This window comes from Variovorax sp. YR752 (assembly GCF_943372545.1).
Genome location: NZ_CALRZC010000021.1, coordinates 43,408 through 61,650, shown reverse-complemented (window position 1 = coordinate 61,650; position 18,243 = coordinate 43,408). Strand labels below are relative to the sequence as shown.

The following is an 18,243-nucleotide window of genomic DNA, read 5'->3' as shown; positions in this document are numbered from 1 at the left end:
TTTTGCTCCTTCCCCCTCTGGGGGAAGGCTGGGATGGGGGCGGGCAGAGCGCCCGATGGATGCGCCGCGTGCCCCCACCCCCGCCCTCCCCCGGGAGGGGAGGGAGTCAACCCAAAACCGGCGGGCGCCGCGCGCCCCATCCGCAGGCTTGGGTCTTGCTCCTTCCCCCTCTGAGGGAAGGCTGGGATGGGGGCGGGCAGAGCGCCCGATGGATGTGCCGCGTGCCCCCACCCCCGCCCTGCCCCGGGAGGGGAGGGAGTCAATCCAATGCAGAGGGGCGGTGAGACGCCCAGCCGCAGGCCTGGTCATAGGCATGCCCGAGCCGCAGCACCTCGAGGTCCGCATGGATCGGCCCCGCCAGCTGCAGCCCCATCGGCAGCCCGCCGTCTCCGAATCCCGCGCGCACGTTGAGCGTGGGCAGGCCGGCGAGCGTGAAGGGCGTGACGATCTCCATCCAGCGGTGGTAGGTGTCGCTCTTCACGCCGTTCACCTCGGCCGGCCAGTGCAGGTCGGCGTCGAACGGGAACACCTGCGCGGTCGGCGCGAGCACGAAGTCGAAGCGCTCGAAGAGCTTCAGGAACGCGCGGTACACGTTCGAGCGGTAGAGCGAGGCCTGGTACAGCGAGGCGGCGTCGAGGTGGCGGCTTTGCTCGATCTCCCACTGCGCCTCGGGCTTGAGCTGGGCGAACAGCTTCGGGTCGCTGACATAGGCGCCAAGCTTGCCGCCCACCAGCAGTTGGCGCAGGCGCAGCCACGCGCTCCAGTTGTGCTCGCGCGGCACGTCGAGCGTGCAGGGCTCGACCTCGCAGCCGATGGTGCGGAAGGTGTCGAGCGCCTGTTCGCCGAGTTCGCGCACGCCCGGTGCGAGCGGCAACTCGGGCCACACGCTGCCGAGCCAGCCGATGCGCAGCCCCTTGCCGTCGCCATCGAGCGTGATGTCGTCGGGCGAGGGCAGGGCGTGCGGTGACGACAGCGGCACGCGCGTGTCGAAACCCGCCTGCACGGCGAGCAGCCGCGCGGCGTCTTCCACCGTGCGCGCCATCGGGCCTTCGCAGCCCAGCTGCTGGAAGAAGAGTTCCTGCTCCGGGTCGCCGGGCACGCGACCGCGCGAGGGGCGCATGCCGATCACGTTGTTGAAGGCGGCGGGGTTGCGCAGCGATCCCATCATGTCGCTGCCGTCGGCCACGGGCAGCATGCCCAGGGCCAGCGCGACGGCCGCGCCGCCGCTGCTGCCGCCCGCGCTGCGGTCGGGTGCGTAGGCGTTGCGCGTGGTGCCGAACACCGTGTTGTAGGTGTGCGAGCCGAGCCCGAACTCGGGCGTGTTGGTCTTGCCGATGACGACGGCGCCGGCCGCGCGCATGCGCGCGACGTGCAGGCTGTCGGTGCGCGCGGGCGAGCGCGGCGACAGCGGCGAGCCCATCGAGGTCGGCAGGCCGGCGGCGTGGCTCAGGTCTTTCACGGCCAGCGGAAAGCCGTGCATCCAGCCGCGCCGTTCGCCGCGCGCCAGCTCGGCGTCGCGTTCGTCGGCCTCGGCCAGCAACTGGCCCGGGTCGCGCAGGGAGACGATGGCGTTGAACTGCGGATTGAGCGCGTCGATGCGGGCGAGCGATGCCTGCATCACCTCGCGGCAGGACACGTCGCGGGCCGCGATGCGGCGCGAAAGTTCGGTGGCGCTGAGGTCAGGCAGGTCGGCGAAAGGCATGGCGCATGCGGGAAAAGGAGGGGGCGCCCAGTATGGCGCGGCGCTCGCATAATCGCCGCGTATGGAAACAAAGTGGCTTGAAGACTTCATCAGCTTGGCGGAAACCCGCAGCTTCAGCCGCTCGGCCCAGTTGAGGCACGTGACACAGCCGGCGTTCTCGCGGCGCATCCAGGCGCTCGAAGGATGGGCCGGCACCGATCTGGTCGACCGCAGCTCGTACCCCACGCGCCTCACGCCCGCGGGCCAGACGCTGTACAGCCAGGCCATCGAGATGCTGCAGTCGCTGCAGAGCACGCGCGCCATGCTGCGCGGGCATTCGGCCGCGGGGCAAGACGTGATCGAGATCGCCGTGCCGCACACGCTGGCCTTCACCTTCTTTCCGTCGTGGGTCACCAGCCTGCGCGAGCACTTCGGGCCCATCAAGAGCCGCCTCATCGCGCTCAACGTGCATGACGCGGTGCTGCGGCTGGTCGAGGGCAGCTGCGACCTGCTCATCGCCTACCACCACCCTTCGCAGCCGCTGCAGCTCGATGCCAACAAGTACGAGATGGTCAGCCTCGGCGAGGAAACCGTCGCCCCCTGGGTCAAGGCCGATGCCGACGGTGCGCCACGCTACCGGCTGCCGGGCCGTCCGGGCCAGCCGCTGCCTTATCTGGGCTACGCGCCGGGCGCGTACCTCGGGCGCGTGGTCGACCAGCTGCTGAAAGAGTCGGGCACCGCCATCCACCTCGACCGCGTCTACGAGACCGACATGGCCGAAGGCCTGAAGGTGATGGCGCTCGAAGGTCACGGCATCGCCTTCCTGCCGCAGAGCGCGGTGCGCAAGGAGATCAAGGCGCGCAAGCTCGTGAGCGCGCTGCCGCCCGAGATCGACAGCCTCGAAGCCAAGATGGAAATCCGCGCCTACCGCGAGCGGCCCAGCGCGCCGGTTCCGGTGAAGGCCGGCGCCAGCCGTTCGGCCGCGCGGGCCGGGCTGTCGGAAAGCATGCAGCCCAAGCGCACGGCCGACGCCCTGTGGTCGTACCTGGTCGGAACCCAGCCGCCGCATTGAACGACCGTGAATGGCAGTTGGATTTGTGCACTGCACAATCTATAAGCACCACGCATACCGCTCCCCGCAATCAGCATTGGCAGTTGGGGCCCGGCGCCACTACAGTCGCGGCAGTTTTTTTCGGCCGCTGCACGCCGGGGATCGCCGGTACGCTGCTTGCGCCACACACAGCCGCCCGAATGCCGGGCACAAAGGCTGCTTAGTGAAAGTCAGACAATGCGAAATGTCTGGATTGCACCAGGCTGGCGCCTCGATGGGCGCGGCCGGTGCGAGGCGGGCGGCGATGCCCGTGGGATGCACCGGGTTGGTCCGGGTATCCCGCAAAATACGAGTGTCTAGAATTTCGTTCTATTTGTTTCAGTCACCCTCAGGAGCTTTTCGTATGAAAAAACAAGTATTGGCATTGGCTGTCGCAGCGCTCGCCACCAGCGGCGCCTTTGCACAGGCCAATGACACCCTGGCCAAGATCAAGGCCTCGGGCACCATCACCGAAGGCGTGCGTGAGTCCTCCGGCCTTTCGTACACGCTCGGCAATGGCCAGTACACCGGCTTCCACTACGACGTCTGCGCCAACATCATCAAGGACCTGGAGAAGGCCGCTGGCAAGAAGCTCGAAGTCAAGTACCAGCCCGTGACCTCGCAGAACCGCATCCCCCTGGTGCAGAACGGCACCGTGGACATCGAGTGCGGCTCGACCACCAACAACGCCACCCGCCAGAAGGACGTGGCCTTCGGCGTGACCACCTACGTCGAAGAAACCAAGATCGTCGTCAAGGCCAACTCGGGCATCAACTCGCTGGCCGACCTGAAGGACAAGACGGTTGCCACCACCACCGGCACCACGCCGCTGCAGACCGTGCGCAAGCAAAAGCGCGCCGAGAACCTGACCTTCAAGGAGGTCTACGGCAAGGACCACTCCGACAGCTTCCTGCTGCTGGAAACCGGCCGTGCCGACGCCTTCGTGATGGACGGCTCGATCCTGGCTGCCCTGGCCGCCAAGTCGAAGTCGCCCAAGGACTACAAGATCCTGAACGACGTGCTGGCCGTGGAACCCATCGCCATCATGATCCGCAAGGACGACCCGGCTTTCAAGAAGGCCGTGGACGACAGCATCAAGGCACAGGCCAAGTCGGGCGAGCTGACCAAGCTGTATGACAAGTGGTTCCTCAAGCCGATTCCCCCGGCCAACGTGACCATCAACCTGCCGCTGGGCGAAGCCACCAAGAACGCGTGGGCCAACCCGAACGACAAGCCGGCTGAAGAGTACGTCACCAAGGAATAAGCGCGCGTCGCTGCGTGAATGGACGCCCACCTTTCACGGTGGGCGTTTCTTTTCAAGGGGCGGTTTTTCGAAAAGAAGCTGAAGGAGTAAACACACATGGGAAACTGGGATTGGCAGGTCTTTCTGCAAGACCCCGGGGGGGAATATCCGAGCTACCTGCAATGGATGCTCTCGGCCTGGGGCTGGACGGTGTCGGTCGCGCTGCTGGCGCTGATCGTCGCGCTGGTGCTCGGCTCGCTGGTCGGCATCATTCGCACGCTGCCCGACAGTCCGTGGCTCGTGCGCTTCGGCAATGCATGGGTGGAGCTCTTTCGCAACATCCCGCTGCTGGTTCAGATCTTCCTCTGGTACCACGTGATTCCGGCGCTCATCCCCGTGATGAAGGGCGTGCCGAGCTTCATCTTGGTGGTGCTGGCGCTGGGCTTCTTCACTTCGGCGCGTATCGCCGAGCAGGTGCGCTCCGGCATCCAGGCGCTGCCCAAGGGCCAGCGTTACGCGGGCATGGCGGTGGGTTTCACCACGCCGCAGTACTACCGCTACGTGATCCTGCCGATGGCGTACCGCATCATCATCCCGCCGCTCACGAGCGAGACGATGAACATCTTCAAGAATTCGTCCGTCGCGTTCGCCGTGTCGGTCACCGAACTCACCATGTTCGCCATGCAGGCGCAGGAAGAAACCTCGCGCGGCATCGAGGTCTACCTCGCGGTGACGGCGTGCTACGTGGTGTCGGCGCTCATCATCAACCGCCTCATGGCATTCATCGAGAAGAAGACCCGCGTGCCGGGCTTCATCGTCTCGGCCAGCGCCGGCGGCGGAGGACACTGACATGATGAATCTCGACCTGTCCTTCTACAACTGGGACGTCATCAGCAACTTCGTCATCAAGGGCTTCTACTTCAGCATCATGCTGACGGTGGTGGCCACGATTGGCGGGGTGATCTTCGGCACGATCCTGGCGCTCATGCGCCTGTCGGGCAAGAAGTGGCTCGATACGCCCGCGGCCATCTACGTCAACGGCATGCGAAGCATCCCGCTGGTGATGGTGATCCTGTGGTTCTTCCTGCTGGTGCCGGCGTCGTTCTATTCGATGTTCGGTTCGCTCGGCTCGAACTACCGCTCGGAAATCTCGGCGGTGATCACCTTCGTGGCGTTCGAGGCGGCCTACTTCAGCGAGATCATGCGCGCGGGCATCCAGTCGATCCCGCGCGGCCAGGTGAACGCGGGCCAGGCGGTGGGCATGACCTACGGCCAGAACATGCGCCTCGTGGTGCTGCCGCAGGCCTTCCGCAACATGCTGCCGGTGCTGCTCACGCAGACCATCATCCTGTTCCAGGACACCTCGCTGGTCTACGCCATCGGCGCCTACGACATGCTCAAGGGCTTCGAAACGGCGGGCAAGAACTTCGGTCGTCCGATCGAGGCCTACCTGCTCGCGGCGGTCGTGTACTTCGTCATGTGCTACGCCCTTTCCTGGCTGGTGAAACGCCTGCACAAGAAAATCGCCATCATTCGCTGATTGAGTGGCTGAACTGAACCGGAGAGAAACAAATGTCCGAAAAAATGATTGAAATCAAGAACGTCTCCAAGTGGTACGGCCCGGTGCAGGTGCTCAACGACTGCTCGGTGAACATCTCCAAGGGCGACGTGGTGGTGGTGTGCGGCCCGTCGGGTTCCGGCAAGTCCACGCTCATCAAGACCGTGAACGCGCTCGAGCCCTTCCAGAAGGGCGAGATCACCGTCAACGGCATTCCGCTGCACGACCCCAAGACCAACCTGCCCAAGCTGCGCTCCAAGGTCGGCATGGTGTTCCAGCACTTCGAGCTGTTCCCGCACCTGTCGGTGACCGAGAACCTCACGATCGCGCAGATCAAGGTGCTGGGTCGCACGCCCGACGAAGCCAAGGTGCGTGGCCTGAAGATGCTCGACCGCGTGGGCCTGATGGCGCACAAGGACAAGTTCCCGGGCCAGCTGTCGGGCGGCCAGCAGCAGCGCGTGGCCATCGCCCGTGCGCTGTCGATGGACCCGATCGTGATGCTGTTCGACGAACCCACCTCGGCGCTCGACCCCGAGATGGTCGGCGAAGTGCTCGACGTGATGGTGGCCCTCGCCAAGGAAGGCATGACCATGATGGTCGTCACGCACGAAATGGCGTTCGCCCGCAAGGTCGCGAGCCGCGTGATCTTCATCGACGTGGGCGGCAAGATCCTCGAAGACTGCCCGAAGGACGAGTTCTTCAACCACCCGGAAAATCGTCAGCCGCGCACCAAGGATTTCCTGAACAAGATCCTGCAGCACTGATTCGCTGCCCGCTCAAAGCACAAAGCCACGCTGTCCGCAGCGTGGCTTTTTTCATGGGCGCCGTGTTCAGGGCAGCCGCGCGATGTGCGCCGTCAGCAGGTCGAAGAAGCCCTGCGCATCGCCGTCGACGATCCACTGCACGTTGGCCGGCCGCTTCAGGCTGCCGTGCCAGTCGGCCACGGTCTGGCCGAAGCCCATGCCTTCGCGGCTGTCGACTTCGACGTGGATGCGTCGGCCCTGGAACAGGTCGGGCCGCAGCAGGTAGGCCGTGACGGTGGCGTCGTGCACCGGCCCGCCGGGCATGCCGTAGTGCGCCATCTCCTGCGGCGCGTAGGCGTCGAGGATGTCGGCGACGATCGCGCCGGCGCGGTTGCCCAGCTGGCGCAGCCGCGCGATGCGCGCGTCGCTCGTGAGGATCTTGTGCGTCACGTCCAGCGGCAGCATGGTGATTGGCACGCCGCATTGCAGCACCGCCTCGGCCGCGTGCGGGTCGGCGAACACGTTGAACTCCGCCACCGGCGTGATGTTGCCGCCGTTGAAGTGCGCGCCGGCCATGAGCACCAGCTCGCGCAGGCCGCGCACGATGTCCGGCGCCTGCTCAAGCGCCAGCGCGAGGTTGGTCTGCGGGCCGAGCATGGCGAGCGTCACGCTGTTATCGGGTGCGGCGCGCAGCGTGCGAACGAGGTAGTCGACGGCGCCGCCTTCGGCCAGCGGCACGGCGGGGTCGTGCACGGCCACGCCCGTGAGGCCTTCGCGGCCGTGGATGTTGGCGGCGTAGATCGGTGTGCGCTGCAGCGGCCGTTCGGCACCCGCATAGACCGGAAGCTCCGGCCGTCCAGCCCATTCGCAGGCCAGGCGCGCATTGCGCGAGGTCTTGGCCAGGGGAACATTGCCTGCCACCGTGGTCAGCGCCTGAATCGCCAGCGATTCGGGCGCCGCCAGGGCAAACAGCAGCGCGATCATGTCGTCCGCGCCGGGGTCCGTGTCGATGATCAGGGTGGTGGGATGCAGCATGGCGACATTGTCGCGATCGTCACCACCACCCGTCACCCCGATGCACGGGGAAGAAAGGAACGCGGGGCTGCTTACTTCGCGCGGGCCGCGATGGCCTTCTCGGCCTTCGCCACCAGGTCGGCGCCGACGGTCGACTTCCACTTGTCGTACACCGGGCGCGTGGCCTTCACGAAGGCGTCGCGCTCGGCCGGCGTGAGGTTGGTCACCGTCACGCCCATGGCTGCGATGTCTTTCAGCACGGGCTTGTCGGCTTCGACCAGGCCCTTGCGCGCGATGGCGATTTCCTGCTTGCCGGCGTCGAGCGCGGCCTGGCGCACGATGGCCTGGTCGGCCGGCGTCCACGAGGCCCAGATTTCCTTGTTCACGACGAACACCAGCGGGTCGGCCACGTAGCCCCAGGTGGTCACGAACTTCTGGCCCACCGTGTGCATCTTGAGCACGGTGAACAGGAACAGCGGGTTCTCCTGGCCGTCGACCGCGCCGCTGGCGAGCGCAGGCTGCGCGTCGGCCCAGCTCATCTGCGTGGGGTTGGCGCCCAGCGCGGTGAGCATGTCGGAGTAGATCGGCGAGCCGACCACGCGGATCTTCATGCCCTTGATGTCGGCCGGCGACTTGATCGCGCGCTTCGAGTTGGTGATTTCGCGGAAGCCGTTCTCGCCCCAGGCGAGCGGCACCACGCCGGCCTTGTCGAGCGTCTTGAACATGTCCTTGCCCACTTCGCCCTGCGTGAGCGCGTCGATGGCCGCGTAGTCGGGCATCAGGAAGGGCATGGAGAACAGGTTGAGCTGCTTGACTTGCGGCGACCAGTTGATGGTCGAGCCCACGGCCATGTCGATCACGCCCTGGCGCAGCGCGCTGAACTCGCGCGTCTGGTCGCCTTGAATCAGCGACACGCCCGGGTACAGCTTGATGTTGATGCGGCCCTGGGTGCGCTCCTTCACGAGGTCGGCCCAGATCTTTCCGGCCTGGCCCCACGGCGTGGGCGGGCCCAGCACCAGCGACATCTTGTACTCGGGCTTGTAGGCGGCCTGCGCCATCGCGCCGGTCGAGAACAGGCCGAGCGTGGCGGCCACAGCGGCAAGGCCGAGCAGGGTGCGGCGGAATTTCATGGAAGGTCTCCTCTTTGTAGATGGTCGATGGAACGAAAAAATCAGTAGCCCAGCTTGCGGGGCAGCCAGAGCGCGAGTTCGGGGAAGGCGATCACCAGCACCATCACCACGAACATCGAGAACAGCATCCAGCCCACCCACTGCACGGTTTCTTCCATGCGCACCTTGGCGATGCGGCACGAGACCATGAGGTTGACGGCCAGCGGCGGCGTGAACTGGCCCAGCGCGACCTTCAGCGTGAGGATCACGCCGAACCACACCGGGTCCCACTTGTAGTGCTGCACGATGGGCAGCAGCAGCGGCACGAAGATCAGGAAGATCGACACCCCGTCCAGGAACATGCCCACGGTGATGAGCAGCAGGATCAGCAGCGCCAGGATGCCGTACTCGCCCAAACCGGAGTTGACGATGGCCTGCGTCACCGGATCGATGATGCCCAGCGTCGAGAGCGAGTACGCGAAGATGCCCGCCAGCGACACCACCAGCAGGATCACCGCCGACAGCTCGCCCGACTCGCGCAAGATCACGAACAGGTCGCGCACCTTGATGGTCCGGTGGATGCACATGCCCACGAACAGGCCGTAGAACACGGCGACCACGGCCGCCTCGGTGGGCGTGAACCAGCCTGCGCGCATGCCGCCCAGAATCAGCACCGGCGCCGCCAGGCCCCAGATCGCTTCGCGAAAGCTCTTCCAGAACGGCGGGCGCGGCAGCGTCGATTCGAGCGCGCCCATCTTGTGCTTGCGCGCCAGCCACACGGCCGGAATCATCAGCGCCAGGCCGGCCATCACGCCGGGGATCATGCCGGCCGCGAACAGCGCCGGCACCGAGGCGCCGGGCACCAGCACCGAGTACACGATGAACGCGACCGAGGGCGGAATCAGAATGTCGGTGGCCGCCGCGGCGCCCACCACGCTGGCCGAGAAGGCCGGCGGGTAGCCGGCGCGGCTCATGGCCGCGATCATCACCGCGCCCACGGCGGCGGCGTTGGCCGGGCCCGAGCCCGAGATGCCGCCCAGGAACATCGCCACGGCAATCGCCACCAGCGGCAGCATGCCGGGGCCGCGGCCCACGATGGCGATGGCAAAGTTGACGAGGCGCAGCGCCACGCCCGAGCGGTCGAAGATGGAGCCGACCAGCACGAACATCGGAATCGCCAGCAGCGGGTACTTGCCCAGGCCGGCGTAGAAGTTCTGCGGCACGGCCAGCAGGCCGAACCACTGGGCGTCGGCGTTGGCCAGCGCGATGCAGGCGGCGCCCGCCAGGCCGAGCGCGGCGCCGATGGGCACGCCCACCAGCATCATGAGCACGAAGGCGACGAAGAGCAGGGTGGCGATCACTTGGTGTCGCCCTTGCTGCTGTTGCTGTTGTCGTCAGACTTGTAGTTCGTCTTGCGGCCACGGCGGACCATGAGGCCGATGGCGCGCCCCGCGATGGCGAACGACACGATGGGCAGCCAGATCGAATACCACCAGGCCGGCAGGCCGATGCCGGGCGTGGTTTCCTCGAAGCGGTAGTCGTCCCACACCATGCGGATGCTGAGCGCGCCGATCAGCGCGAACAAGATGGCGATCATCAGCGCGCCGAACTGCGCAAGGCGCTTGCGCCGCGCCATGGAGCCGCTTTCAGAGAAGTACTCGATGCGGATGTGCCGGTCGCGCGCCACGGCGGCCGAGCCGGCCACCAGCGCCAGCATGATCATCAGGAACACCGAGAACTCTTCCGTCCACGCAAAGGACGAGTCGGTGAAGTAGCGAACGATGACGTTGGCGAAGGTAATGAGCGCCAGCGCGCCCATGATGAGGACCGTGAGCCAGTCTTCGATGGCGAGGGGAACCTTGGTCGGTTCGTCGGCGGCTTCGATGTCGGGGGGGAGGGGGCTGGCGGCGTCCAGCGTGGGGCCGGACTCGGGAGGAGTTGTCATCGAAGGAAAGGGCAGCTGAGGCAGGCGCCATGTCACCGGGCGGACGCCGGGACGCGATCCGTACACCTTGACAGGCGAGCAGCGCCCGATCCTAGGGGGTCAATGACCATTCATATATCGGGGGTTTCCTTAGCTGTTGTGGGGCGTTGACGGCCTCGGTTTTGTGGCCTTCGGGGCGTGCACAGGCCACCGGGTACTTCCCTCGGTACGTTCAATGTTCGCGTCAGACTGCGCGCTGTCTTTCAGTCACGACGTCTGACCATCGCCTTCGGGCCCATCGCTGAAGTTAACCTGCAGCCAACAGAAGCGTCGAAGGCTTCTGGAGCCCTTCATAATCAAAACCCGCCCCCCGCTTGTTCGAGATACCGACCTTTCGTCATGGATAAATTCTTGCTGCAACAGCAGGTGCTGGAACGGCTCGCCGAAGACCTGCTGCAAGCCGAACAGGCCGTGCGGGCAGCCCATGAGACGGCGACTCACGAAGAGAACATCGCCGAAAACAAATACGACACATTGGGACTCGAAGCCGCCTACCTGGCTACCGGCCAAGCTCGGCGCGCCGAAGCCATACGCCAGGCGATGGCCAATTGGCGCCAATTCCGCCCGCGTCCCTACGACGCCAGCATAGGAATACGGCTCGGCGCGCTGGTCTGCCTGGTCGATTCCGACGACAAGCAGCAACAGCTCTTTCTCGGCCCGGATGGGGGCAGCATGACGTTGGTCAGCGGCACTCAGCTTGTTCAGGTCATCAGCAGCGAAGCCCCTTTGGGCAGGGCAATGCTGGGCAAATGCGAGGGTGATGAGGTGTCGATACAGGTCGCTCCAATCCGACAGCAGTTTGAGGTGCTGCGGGTTCTTTAAGCCGCGACTGGACAGAAGCGGCGCGCGTGACGTTGAGAGTCAGTCGAAGGCGGCGGACCTCGACCTGCGTTGACGCTAACTAGGGTCTCGACGAACGTTGCTCGAAGATTGGCTCCGATTTCCCAGTTGTAGATTTCAGCTGCGCGTTGGCGAGATCTCCAAGACTCCTGATAGCCCCTTCCAAGCGCGGGTCGCCGAGATACCCGTAGTTGATGCGCAGGTGCCGGGTGTATCGGCGGTCGGCTGAAAACAGATGGCCCGGCGCTACGCCTATGCCGAGCCGAAGAGCGTCCTGGTGCAGTGCGAGCGAGTCGACACCTTCTGGCAGCGCGAGCCACAGGAAATAGCCACCCTCGGGGCGCGTGACCCGCGTTCCAGTCGGAAAGTATCGATCGATAAATCGCAAGCATGCAGCCTGCTGGCGGCTGAGCGAATGCCGCAGGGCGCGCAGGTGACGATCGAAACTCTTGTGTTGCAGGTACTCCTGCAACGCCAGTTGCGAAGGGAGTGCCGTCGCCAGCGAGCTCATCAACTTGTTGCGACCCAAAGTGGCTGCAAAGCGACCGCCCGCTACCCAACCGATGCGATATCCGGGTGCCAGGGATTTCGAGAAAGAACTGCAGTGCAGCACCCAGCCAGCCCGGTCCCAGGCCTTGGCTGGCGGCGGTCTCCGATCCCCATGCGCGAGCTCGCCGTACACGTCGTCTTCGATCAGCGGTATGGCGCGAGTGGCGAGCATGCTGACCAGTTGCTCTTTGGCTGCGTCGCTCATGGTGCAGCCCATTGGATTCTGGAAGGTCGGCATGAACCAGCAGGCCTTCACCGGATGCTGGTCGATCACGCGAGCAAGAGAGTCGAGATCTACGCCTGTTCGCGGGTGCGTCTCAACCTCGACCGCGCGAAGACCGCGCCGCTCCAGTGCCTGCAACGCACCATAAAAGGTTGGCGTTTCGATCGCCACGAGGTCGCCTGGCTGCGTCACCGATTCGAGCGCAAGATTGAGGGCTTCCATCGCCCCGCTGGTGATGACCAGTTCAGATGCAGGAACATCCATCCCGACGCTGCCGTAACGCAGGGAGATCTGATGGCGCAATTGGGCGTTTCCTGGAGACAAATCTTCGACGGTTTGCCAAGGATCCATCCGCTTGAGCGCTCGCGTCAGGCCGGCGGCAAGTTGCTCGAAGGGAAACAACTCTGGCGACGGAAAGGCCGAGCCGAGCGGGACCATATCGCGCTCGCGAGCCTGCGCAAGGACCTGAAAGACAAGCGACGAGACGTCGACCGACATGGACCGCAGGACAGGCTCGCTGGCGGCGAGTTCGTTGGCCGGCATTTCCGCGCCCGCTCGAACGAAGTATCCCGACCGCTGCCGAGCTTCGACAAGCCCTTGCGCCTCCAGCAGGTAGTAAGCAGAGAACACGGTGGACGCACTGATGCCCATTTGCGACTTCAGTTCGCGCACGGAGGGAAGGCGATCGTTCGCCTTCAGGCTACCCGCGCGAATACGCTGAGCGATGTTGTCGGCAAGCTTCTCGTAGCGGTTCATGGGCATCTCTTTCTGATACGGTCGTTCTGGACCGATCCCGAGATTGTCATATCAGACGTCGGCCTGCCCCGGCGCGACTATCGGCCTCCTTGCATCTGATACGAAAATTTTCAGCTGATCTGGTTCTGTACGTATCAGCCTGGAAGATGAACACTCGACAGCACGATGAGAGTGCTTCTGTGGTGCAGGCAGACTGCTCCGCCTTTCGACCCATGTCTTGCGTGCCTTTCGACGCGCCTTGCGGACGCCCATTTAGCTCACCGCAACCGTTTCGTTAGATTGATTGATTGATTGATTGATTGAATTTCCGTTTCTTCATCGGTCTATCGAGCTACTCGCCGCACTCGGGCACTTCGCCGTCTGTCACCATTGATATCCCTTCAATCATGAATTCAATCCCTATCTCTTTTGTTATTTTCAAAGTTCTCGTGCTCAGCGTGGGCATGTATTTAGCCGTCAAGTGGCATTACGAACGGGGACAGAAGGACAAGAATCAAAAGACAGCTGCAGTGGTACTGACATCCATCAAGGTGGGCGGGGCGTTCGTCGCTTCTGCGTTCCTCGTGCTCTTCCTCACCTTTGAATTTTGCAATTGGATGGGTCTGGACCTGGCCATGCAGTGATTGGAAGTTTTCGGTCGATAGCCCGGATACGGTGCGACCAACGGCACGACCCTTTCAGAGACGGACATCGACACGATGGCGCGGTATTTGGCTGGCATGCCGACGTGCGAGGCGAGCTCGCCGATGGCAAAGCTCTCGCCCAGAATTCAGGTCAAGTGATCGCCTAGCTGCATAGTCTCTGCTCCTGCGCCAACCTGCGTTGGTGCCGGGCATCAGGCCGGTGGCCTTCTTGCCAGCAGCCTTGAGGCGGCGCCGGAACTCGATCTGGCCATCTTCGATTTTCATATTCGATGAGCCCGCCGAGTGGCTGCTTGTGGCCGCAACGAGCCCTAGTCATCGACCTCAACAATCTGAGGCCCCAATCGACTGAGCTCGTTCCGCTGACTCTCGGTGAAGGTGCGTCGCGCGAGCACAAGCGACTGCAACCCGGTGATGCCTGCCAATGCCGCGATGGTCGCAATGGAGAGCCGCGAGGCGTCGAGCGCAATTTGCTGGATGCCTCGCAGACCGCAAAGCGGAATGACCTTATCGTCCGCCAAAGATACATCCATAAGAGTGACCGCAAAGACCTCCGCGTCCCATACGTAGCCGCCACCGACGGCTTCCACGCCGTCGAGAATCGACTGATTGGCTTGGCTCTCTTCAGGCGTCATTTTCGGTTCACTGTATTGAAGGCGGCGGGAAGCAGGCGCGCCCCGTCTGGAAAGCTGAGAGGCGCCGACGAACTTCCGCTCTTGGCCGACTGCAGCCGGTCGCCTTGCCATCGCAAAGGGCGCTGCTCTCGACAATTTCGCGCGATCATGAAAGCTAGAGCTGGAATGGATTGACACACCCCCCGAGGCAATGGAAAAGGCCCATTTAGGATGTGTGAATCCCCGTCCCACCATCAAAAATTCCTACGGATTTCGGTTGGGGCCCAGTGTCGATTCATGTACTTCATTGTGAATATGGGCCCTTCGATAATCCGGAGACGCACAACGTGCGTCTGATGAGTCCGCGCACATGAGATTAACTAAAAGGAAACAACGCTTGTGGAGCAACATCGCTTTGGGCCTATGCTGCCACCGTACCTCCAGGTGTCGCGCGAAGGCCGTGTGCAGCACTTGGCCGAACACAGCGGCACCTGCCGCGGTGCAGTTCTGCGCATTGCATGCAACGGAATCGATGGCTTTCATGCCGGGATGGCAGCCAAGCAGTGCGGCCATGCGTGTCCTGGCATCGAGGACACGGGGTGGGGCACGCGTGAGGTGACAGTTCGGCATTCCTTCGGGAATCGGTCGACGTTTGCCAACGCAGTGAGCACGTGACGGGCCGTCCGAATGCCCCGAACCGCCGACGGCCGTGGCTACAGTCGATGGCAGCCCTCGCCGTCGCGACGTTGATCGGCTGGGGGTGCCTTATTGGAGCGATCGAAGTGGTGGAAAGCGTGCGCACCGGGGTGCTCAACAATCGCAAAGGACCTGACATCCTTGCCGTCGAGCAGCCTGTCCTTTACTGGGCCCTGATCAGCTTCTACGCGGCGGCAACCCTGACCGCCGCCGGCTTGGCGCTTTTGGTGATGGCCATTGCCGTGCGCGATCTGATCAGTGCAAGAGGCCCTGAGCGATGAATGCGTCGTCTACGCGCCTGGCGACCTGCGTGCGCGTTGCCGAGGTGTAAAAGTGGCGCGATCTTTCCTATGTCGGCTGGAGCGCGAGATTCCGGCTTGAAGATGGCCCGCGGACCTCGAAGGGTCGAGGTGGTGACGAGCCCGTTGCCGGCTGTCAGTGCGGCGTAGTTCTCCTGGTCAACTCGCAAGCGACTGCGTTGCGACGCCGAATGACTGCTTCTGTCCGAAGCCGGGCTTCCGCTGATTCACAGAAAGAGGGTGTGAGACTGCAGTTTCACTCCTTCCTACATACGCACTCACAAAGAATTGACGAGTTGTCTGTTCGCTGCAATTTGTCAGTGCGCCGAGAGCAGATACTTCATGCCCTGCGTAAAGCCACGCGGCGCGACGGTGAGATGGTCCTCGTCGTTCAGGACCGCTGACTTCAGCTTCAAGCTTGGGTACTTTCTGCTCTGTAGCGTCGTCTCCATCGCCTGGTTGTCGGCAACCATGTCTACCGTCTGGTTGTAGCGCCGAACACCTTTGCGCAGCGCCTCATAGGCGCCGACATAAAGATAGACATTCGCCTTCAGGTCCCGGTTCTGTTTGGCGTAGCTCGCTTCGAGCTTCAAGGCATGTCGCTTGTCGTACCAGAGAGATGGGCTGCCGAGGATATAGCCGTTGAACAAGCCGGGCTCGGTGAAAAGGATCTGCATCCCAAGCAGGGCGCCGTAGGAGTGACCGAGAAAGATTGCTCTGGCCGGGTCGGCCCGGTAGCGAGCGGCGATGAACGGCTTTACCTGGTTGCGCAGATATTCTTGATAGGCGCGCGCCTGACCGTGGACCGCCTTGGCTGGCGCGGTGCTTGGGCCGTTCGGTGTCGGTGTGTAGTCGCGCTGGCGGCTGACCGCGCCGTCCTCGCCCTTTGCGTAAGACAGACCGACGAGGATGAATTCCTCGATCTGAGGCCCTTCAACGTTCAGGCGGCGCCCCAACTGCCGGACGATCGGGAAAGCGTAGTCGGCGTCAGTCACATACAGCACGGGGTAGCGCTGCCGCGGCTGCTTCGCATAGGACGGCGGCAAAGCAATGAAGACTTGGTAGCCGCGGCCTGAAACCGGATCGGGCACGTCCCATACCTCGCTGTCGACAATCTCGTAAGGCCGCCCCTCGCCGGGCTGCACCTTGGGCGTCGTTTGGGCCTGGGCGCGTGCCGGATCGCCAGAGATGCCGAAGCTGGCGATGAGGGCAACCAGCAAGGCATTCAGAAAACGTTGTTGCATGTGATGAGGTCTTCGCAGATCGGGGGAAATTCTGGTGCAGACCGAGAGGATGGCTTTCGTTCGACACCTGTCCCATGTTGAGTGTCTGCTTGTGACCGAATCGTTCCGGCGCAAAAAAACGGACGATTGTTGGCCCTTGGTGACCTTAGGGTGTTCGCGAACTGGGCGGCGTGAGCGAAGGTCCGGTTCTGGCCGATAGCACTCATTCGCGCGAGGCCAGAAGATGTCGGCACCCGCTGCATCGCCGTCCTTCGTGTGCACCCGCTTCAGACTGTTGCGAGACAGGCCTGCACGCCTGGCTATCTCGCGAATGCACAACCATTCATTTCATTTGCATCTTTTACTCAGAGCAAATCAGCCGGCGCATCATGCCTTGTGCATGTCGTATTGATGCACTTTGGGTCTCGGCTCGACCCACCCGGCCGCTCCGGTATCCAACTACTTCAATTGGAGACCCAAATGAAAAAATTCATTCCCAGCGCCATCGCCAGCCTCCTGATCGCAGGGGCAATCTTGCCGGCCGCCGCCAAGGAGAAAGTCGTCGACCGGAGCATCACGGAAGCGGAAGTCCTGGGGGCCCAGCAGGCCTGGTGCAAGGCGCTGGTCGACATCAGCGCTGCGAATTCCAGCGCAGGGCAGCCGGCCGCCAGGGCGCTGGCCGAGAAGGTCATCGACAGCGCCTACGCCTACCAGCTGGGCGCAGTGCTGTTCAAGCCGACGCTCACGACATCGCCGCAGACCTTCCGCACCGCTCGCGACGGCGCGCTGGCGTACTTCGTGGGCGGCAACCCTGCCTTTCCCAACGACACCGGCTTCGCCCTGAAGGGCTGGACCAAATGCGAGATTGCCAACAGTGCCGTGCTCATCCACGGCGACGTGGCCAGCACGCTGGGTAACGTGCTGTTCACCGACCCGGACGGCAAGGTCACCACGGTCGACAAGACCTGGACTTTCGTGAAGGACGGTGCCGGCAAGCTGCGCATCGTCGTGCATCACTCGTCGCTGCCGTACGCCGGCCGTTGAACGCCGCGTTCGAGTGCAGGCAGGCCCAGGCGCTAGTGCGGCGCCTTCAAGGGGACAGAGTCGAGAGCTTGCCCGTTCGCCTCATGTCCGGATGACCGCGTCTCGCGCAACTCTGGCGGTTGGAGATCGGCCTCTGTGCAGACATCGGGGGGGCCGAGTGCGACGTCGGCAACCGCTGCATAGCCGCCATCAGCAGACCAACGTCGAACGCGGAGGCTCTAGTTGCTATCGAGCGGCAGTGGCCAGAGTGGCTGAACGCCTGTCTGTCTTGGGTCAGTAGGCACCCATGTAGTCGCGCTTGCCGATCTCCATGCCGTTGTGACGCAAGATGGCATAGGTGGTGGTCACGTGGAAGAAAAACTGCGGCAGTCCATAGTGCAGAAGGTATGCGCTTGCGGTCAGCTTCTTTTCCTTGGGGGTGCCGGGGCGCAACACGATCTCGCGGCTCTCGCTTGAATCGAATTGCTCAGGCTTGAAGGAGCCGATATGGGCCAAAGCTTTGGCGATCAACGCTTGCAGGTCGGCGAAGCTGACCTCGGTGTCGGGCCAGGACGGCACCTCGGCACCCGCCAGGCGGGAGGCAATGCCCTTGGAGAAGTCTGCGGCGATCTGTACCTGACGCAGTAGCGGAAACATGTCAGGGAACAGCCGCGCCTGCAGCAGCGCATTGGGATCGATATTTTTCTGCGTCGCCTGGTCTTCGGCCTTCTTGAGCACGTCGGACAGGGCGCGCAGCATCTGCTGCATGACGGGAACGGAGGCGTTGTACAGCGGGCTGGTCATGGTGAGTTCACTTCTAAAATTTTGGGCACGATGGCCGGAGTTGGCGTGGCAGAGGCCCTGCCGACCATGCAAGGCTAACAGCACAGGGCGAACTGAATCGCCCCGGTTTTTGTGGCCAGCTTTTCTTCCCGCTGGTAGTCGGAGCAGCCGCGT

19 protein-coding genes are annotated in these 18,243 nt (G+C 63.7%); 10 read left to right on the top strand and 9 right to left on the bottom strand.

Going from position 1 to position 18,243, the window contains the following annotated elements:
• Positions 1-259: 259 nt before the first annotated feature.
• The gene (locus tag AAG801_RS07645) at positions 260-1,702 is read right to left on the bottom strand and encodes an amidase (RefSeq protein ID WP_341887849.1); all 1,443 of its coding nucleotides are present in this window, start codon (positions 1,700-1,702) and stop codon (positions 260-262) included.
• 61 nt (positions 1,703-1,763) lie between these two features.
• Here AAG801_RS07645 and AAG801_RS07640 point away from each other — a divergent pair, with 61 nt between their 5' ends.
• The 5 genes from AAG801_RS07640 (at position 1,764) to AAG801_RS07620 (ending at position 6,336) form a co-directional block, all read left to right on the top strand.
• Positions 1,764-2,753 carry a LysR substrate-binding domain-containing protein gene (locus tag AAG801_RS07640; protein WP_101488602.1) on the top strand — a complete coding sequence of 330 codons (990 nt, stop codon included), beginning with the start codon at positions 1,764-1,766 and terminating at the stop codon, positions 2,751-2,753.
• Between the two features lie 382 nt (positions 2,754-3,135).
• The gene (locus tag AAG801_RS07635) at positions 3,136-4,035 is read left to right on the top strand and encodes an amino acid ABC transporter substrate-binding protein (protein ID WP_099794976.1); all 900 of its coding nucleotides are present in this window, start codon (positions 3,136-3,138) and stop codon (positions 4,033-4,035) included.
• Positions 4,036-4,131: 96 nt separating this feature from the next.
• Positions 4,132-4,863 carry an amino acid ABC transporter permease gene (locus AAG801_RS07630; RefSeq protein WP_101488603.1) on the top strand — a complete coding sequence of 244 codons (732 nt, stop codon included), beginning with the start codon at positions 4,132-4,134 and terminating at the stop codon, positions 4,861-4,863.
• A gap of 1 nt (position 4,864) precedes the next feature.
• Complete coding sequence (locus AAG801_RS07625) at positions 4,865-5,554, top strand: amino acid ABC transporter permease (protein ID WP_101488604.1); 690 nt, start codon at positions 4,865-4,867, stop codon at positions 5,552-5,554.
• Between the two features lie 44 nt (positions 5,555-5,598).
• On the top strand, positions 5,599-6,336 hold the full coding sequence (locus tag AAG801_RS07620; RefSeq protein ID WP_101490176.1) for an amino acid ABC transporter ATP-binding protein: 738 nt from the start codon (positions 5,599-5,601) through the stop codon (positions 6,334-6,336).
• A gap of 66 nt (positions 6,337-6,402) precedes the next feature.
• Here AAG801_RS07620 and AAG801_RS07615 read toward each other — a convergent pair whose 3' ends face one another.
• From AAG801_RS07615 to AAG801_RS07600, 4 genes are all read right to left on the bottom strand, one after another.
• Positions 6,403-7,350, bottom strand: coding sequence for a nucleoside hydrolase (locus AAG801_RS07615; protein ID WP_341887848.1), 948 nt, complete (start codon positions 7,348-7,350; stop codon positions 6,403-6,405).
• Between the two features lie 71 nt (positions 7,351-7,421).
• Positions 7,422-8,459, bottom strand: a complete 1,038-nt coding sequence (locus tag AAG801_RS07610) for a DctP family TRAP transporter solute-binding subunit (RefSeq protein ID WP_341887847.1) — start codon at positions 8,457-8,459, stop codon at positions 7,422-7,424.
• A gap of 41 nt (positions 8,460-8,500) precedes the next feature.
• Positions 8,501-9,799 carry a TRAP transporter large permease gene (locus AAG801_RS07605; RefSeq protein WP_341887846.1) on the bottom strand — a complete coding sequence of 433 codons (1,299 nt, stop codon included), beginning with the start codon at positions 9,797-9,799 and terminating at the stop codon, positions 8,501-8,503.
• Positions 9,796-10,383: a TRAP transporter small permease gene (locus AAG801_RS07600; RefSeq protein WP_341887845.1), complete on the bottom strand. Its 588-nt coding sequence runs from the start codon at positions 10,381-10,383 to the stop codon at positions 9,796-9,798. Before AAG801_RS07600 ends, AAG801_RS07605 begins: the two co-directional genes overlap by 4 nt.
• Positions 10,384-10,761: 378 nt before the next feature.
• Between AAG801_RS07600 and AAG801_RS07595 the strand changes: the two genes are divergently transcribed.
• Positions 10,762-11,244 (top strand): GreA/GreB family elongation factor, encoded by a 483-nt coding sequence (locus tag AAG801_RS07595; RefSeq protein ID WP_062471040.1) that lies wholly within the window; start codon positions 10,762-10,764, stop codon positions 11,242-11,244.
• Between the two features lie 79 nt (positions 11,245-11,323).
• Here the strand turns inward: AAG801_RS07595 and AAG801_RS07590 are convergent, their stop codons facing one another.
• A complete protein-coding gene (locus tag AAG801_RS07590; protein ID WP_341887844.1) occupies positions 11,324-12,790 on the bottom strand; it encodes a PLP-dependent aminotransferase family protein in 1,467 nt (488 codons plus the stop codon).
• Positions 12,791-13,089: 299 nt separating this feature from the next.
• On the opposite strand from AAG801_RS07590, the gene AAG801_RS07585 reads away from it, so the two are divergent.
• Positions 13,090-13,413, top strand: coding sequence for a hypothetical protein (locus tag AAG801_RS07585; protein ID WP_341887843.1), 324 nt, complete (start codon positions 13,090-13,092; stop codon positions 13,411-13,413).
• Positions 13,414-13,742: 329 nt separating this feature from the next.
• On the opposite strand, the gene AAG801_RS07580 is transcribed toward AAG801_RS07585, so the two are convergent.
• The gene (locus AAG801_RS07580; protein WP_341887842.1) at positions 13,743-14,066 is read right to left on the bottom strand and encodes a hypothetical protein; all 324 of its coding nucleotides are present in this window, start codon (positions 14,064-14,066) and stop codon (positions 13,743-13,745) included.
• Between the two features lie 378 nt (positions 14,067-14,444).
• Between AAG801_RS07580 and AAG801_RS07575 the strand changes: the two genes are divergently transcribed.
• Together AAG801_RS07575 and AAG801_RS07570 are read left to right on the top strand one after the other, a co-directional pair.
• Positions 14,445-14,720: a glyoxalase superfamily protein gene (locus tag AAG801_RS07575; RefSeq protein ID WP_341887841.1), complete on the top strand. Its 276-nt coding sequence runs from the start codon at positions 14,445-14,447 to the stop codon at positions 14,718-14,720.
• Positions 14,721-14,767: 47 nt separating this feature from the next.
• On the top strand, positions 14,768-15,022 hold the full coding sequence (locus tag AAG801_RS07570; RefSeq protein ID WP_159278616.1) for a hypothetical protein: 255 nt from the start codon (positions 14,768-14,770) through the stop codon (positions 15,020-15,022).
• A 335-nt stretch (positions 15,023-15,357) separates the two neighbouring features.
• On the opposite strand, the gene AAG801_RS07565 is transcribed toward AAG801_RS07570, so the two are convergent.
• The gene (locus AAG801_RS07565; RefSeq protein ID WP_341887840.1) at positions 15,358-16,284 is read right to left on the bottom strand and encodes an alpha/beta hydrolase-fold protein; all 927 of its coding nucleotides are present in this window, start codon (positions 16,282-16,284) and stop codon (positions 15,358-15,360) included.
• 459 nt (positions 16,285-16,743) lie between these two features.
• Between AAG801_RS07565 and AAG801_RS07560 the strand changes: the two genes are divergently transcribed.
• Positions 16,744-17,307: a hypothetical protein gene (locus AAG801_RS07560; protein WP_101488608.1), complete on the top strand. Its 564-nt coding sequence runs from the start codon at positions 16,744-16,746 to the stop codon at positions 17,305-17,307.
• Positions 17,308-17,580: 273 nt separating this feature from the next.
• Here the strand turns inward: AAG801_RS07560 and AAG801_RS07555 are convergent, their stop codons facing one another.
• A complete protein-coding gene (locus AAG801_RS07555) occupies positions 17,581-18,090 on the bottom strand; it encodes a DUF1993 domain-containing protein (RefSeq protein ID WP_319359073.1) in 510 nt (169 codons plus the stop codon).
• Between the last annotated feature and the right edge of the window lie 153 nt (positions 18,091-18,243).

Bases quoted from the DNA above. Each gene is read 5' to 3' on its own strand.
- AAG801_RS07640 (WP_101488602.1), top strand. From the start codon at position 1,764: ATGGAAACAAAGTGGCTTGAAGACTTCATCAGCTTGGCGGAAACCCGC.
- AAG801_RS07620 (WP_101490176.1), top strand. From the start codon at position 5,599: ATGATTGAAATCAAGAACGTCTCCAAGTGGTACGGCCCGGTGCAGGTG.
- AAG801_RS07560 (WP_101488608.1), top strand. From the start codon at position 16,744: ATGAAAAAATTCATTCCCAGCGCCATCGCCAGCCTCCTGATCGCAGGG.
- AAG801_RS07555 (WP_319359073.1), bottom strand. From the start codon at position 18,090: ATGACCAGCCCGCTGTACAACGCCTCCGTTCCCGTCATGCAGCAGATG.
- AAG801_RS07595 (WP_062471040.1), top strand. From the start codon at position 10,762: ATGGATAAATTCTTGCTGCAACAGCAGGTGCTGGAACGGCTCGCCGAA.
- AAG801_RS07645 (WP_341887849.1), bottom strand. From the start codon at position 1,702: ATGCCTTTCGCCGACCTGCCTGACCTCAGCGCCACCGAACTTTCGCGC.
- AAG801_RS07565 (WP_341887840.1), bottom strand. From the start codon at position 16,284: ATGCAACAACGTTTTCTGAATGCCTTGCTGGTTGCCCTCATCGCCAGC.
- AAG801_RS07635 (WP_099794976.1), top strand. From the start codon at position 3,136: ATGAAAAAACAAGTATTGGCATTGGCTGTCGCAGCGCTCGCCACCAGC.
- AAG801_RS07590 (WP_341887844.1), bottom strand. From the start codon at position 12,790: ATGAACCGCTACGAGAAGCTTGCCGACAACATCGCTCAGCGTATTCGC.
- AAG801_RS07625 (WP_101488604.1), top strand. From the start codon at position 4,865: ATGATGAATCTCGACCTGTCCTTCTACAACTGGGACGTCATCAGCAAC.
- AAG801_RS07610 (WP_341887847.1), bottom strand. From the start codon at position 8,459: ATGAAATTCCGCCGCACCCTGCTCGGCCTTGCCGCTGTGGCCGCCACG.
- AAG801_RS07630 (WP_101488603.1), top strand. From the start codon at position 4,132: ATGGGAAACTGGGATTGGCAGGTCTTTCTGCAAGACCCCGGGGGGGAA.
- AAG801_RS07615 (WP_341887848.1), bottom strand. From the start codon at position 7,350: ATGCTGCATCCCACCACCCTGATCATCGACACGGACCCCGGCGCGGAC.
- AAG801_RS07600 (WP_341887845.1), bottom strand. From the start codon at position 10,383: ATGACAACTCCTCCCGAGTCCGGCCCCACGCTGGACGCCGCCAGCCCC.
- AAG801_RS07580 (WP_341887842.1), bottom strand. From the start codon at position 14,066: ATGACGCCTGAAGAGAGCCAAGCCAATCAGTCGATTCTCGACGGCGTG.
- AAG801_RS07570 (WP_159278616.1), top strand. From the start codon at position 14,768: ATGGCAGCCCTCGCCGTCGCGACGTTGATCGGCTGGGGGTGCCTTATT.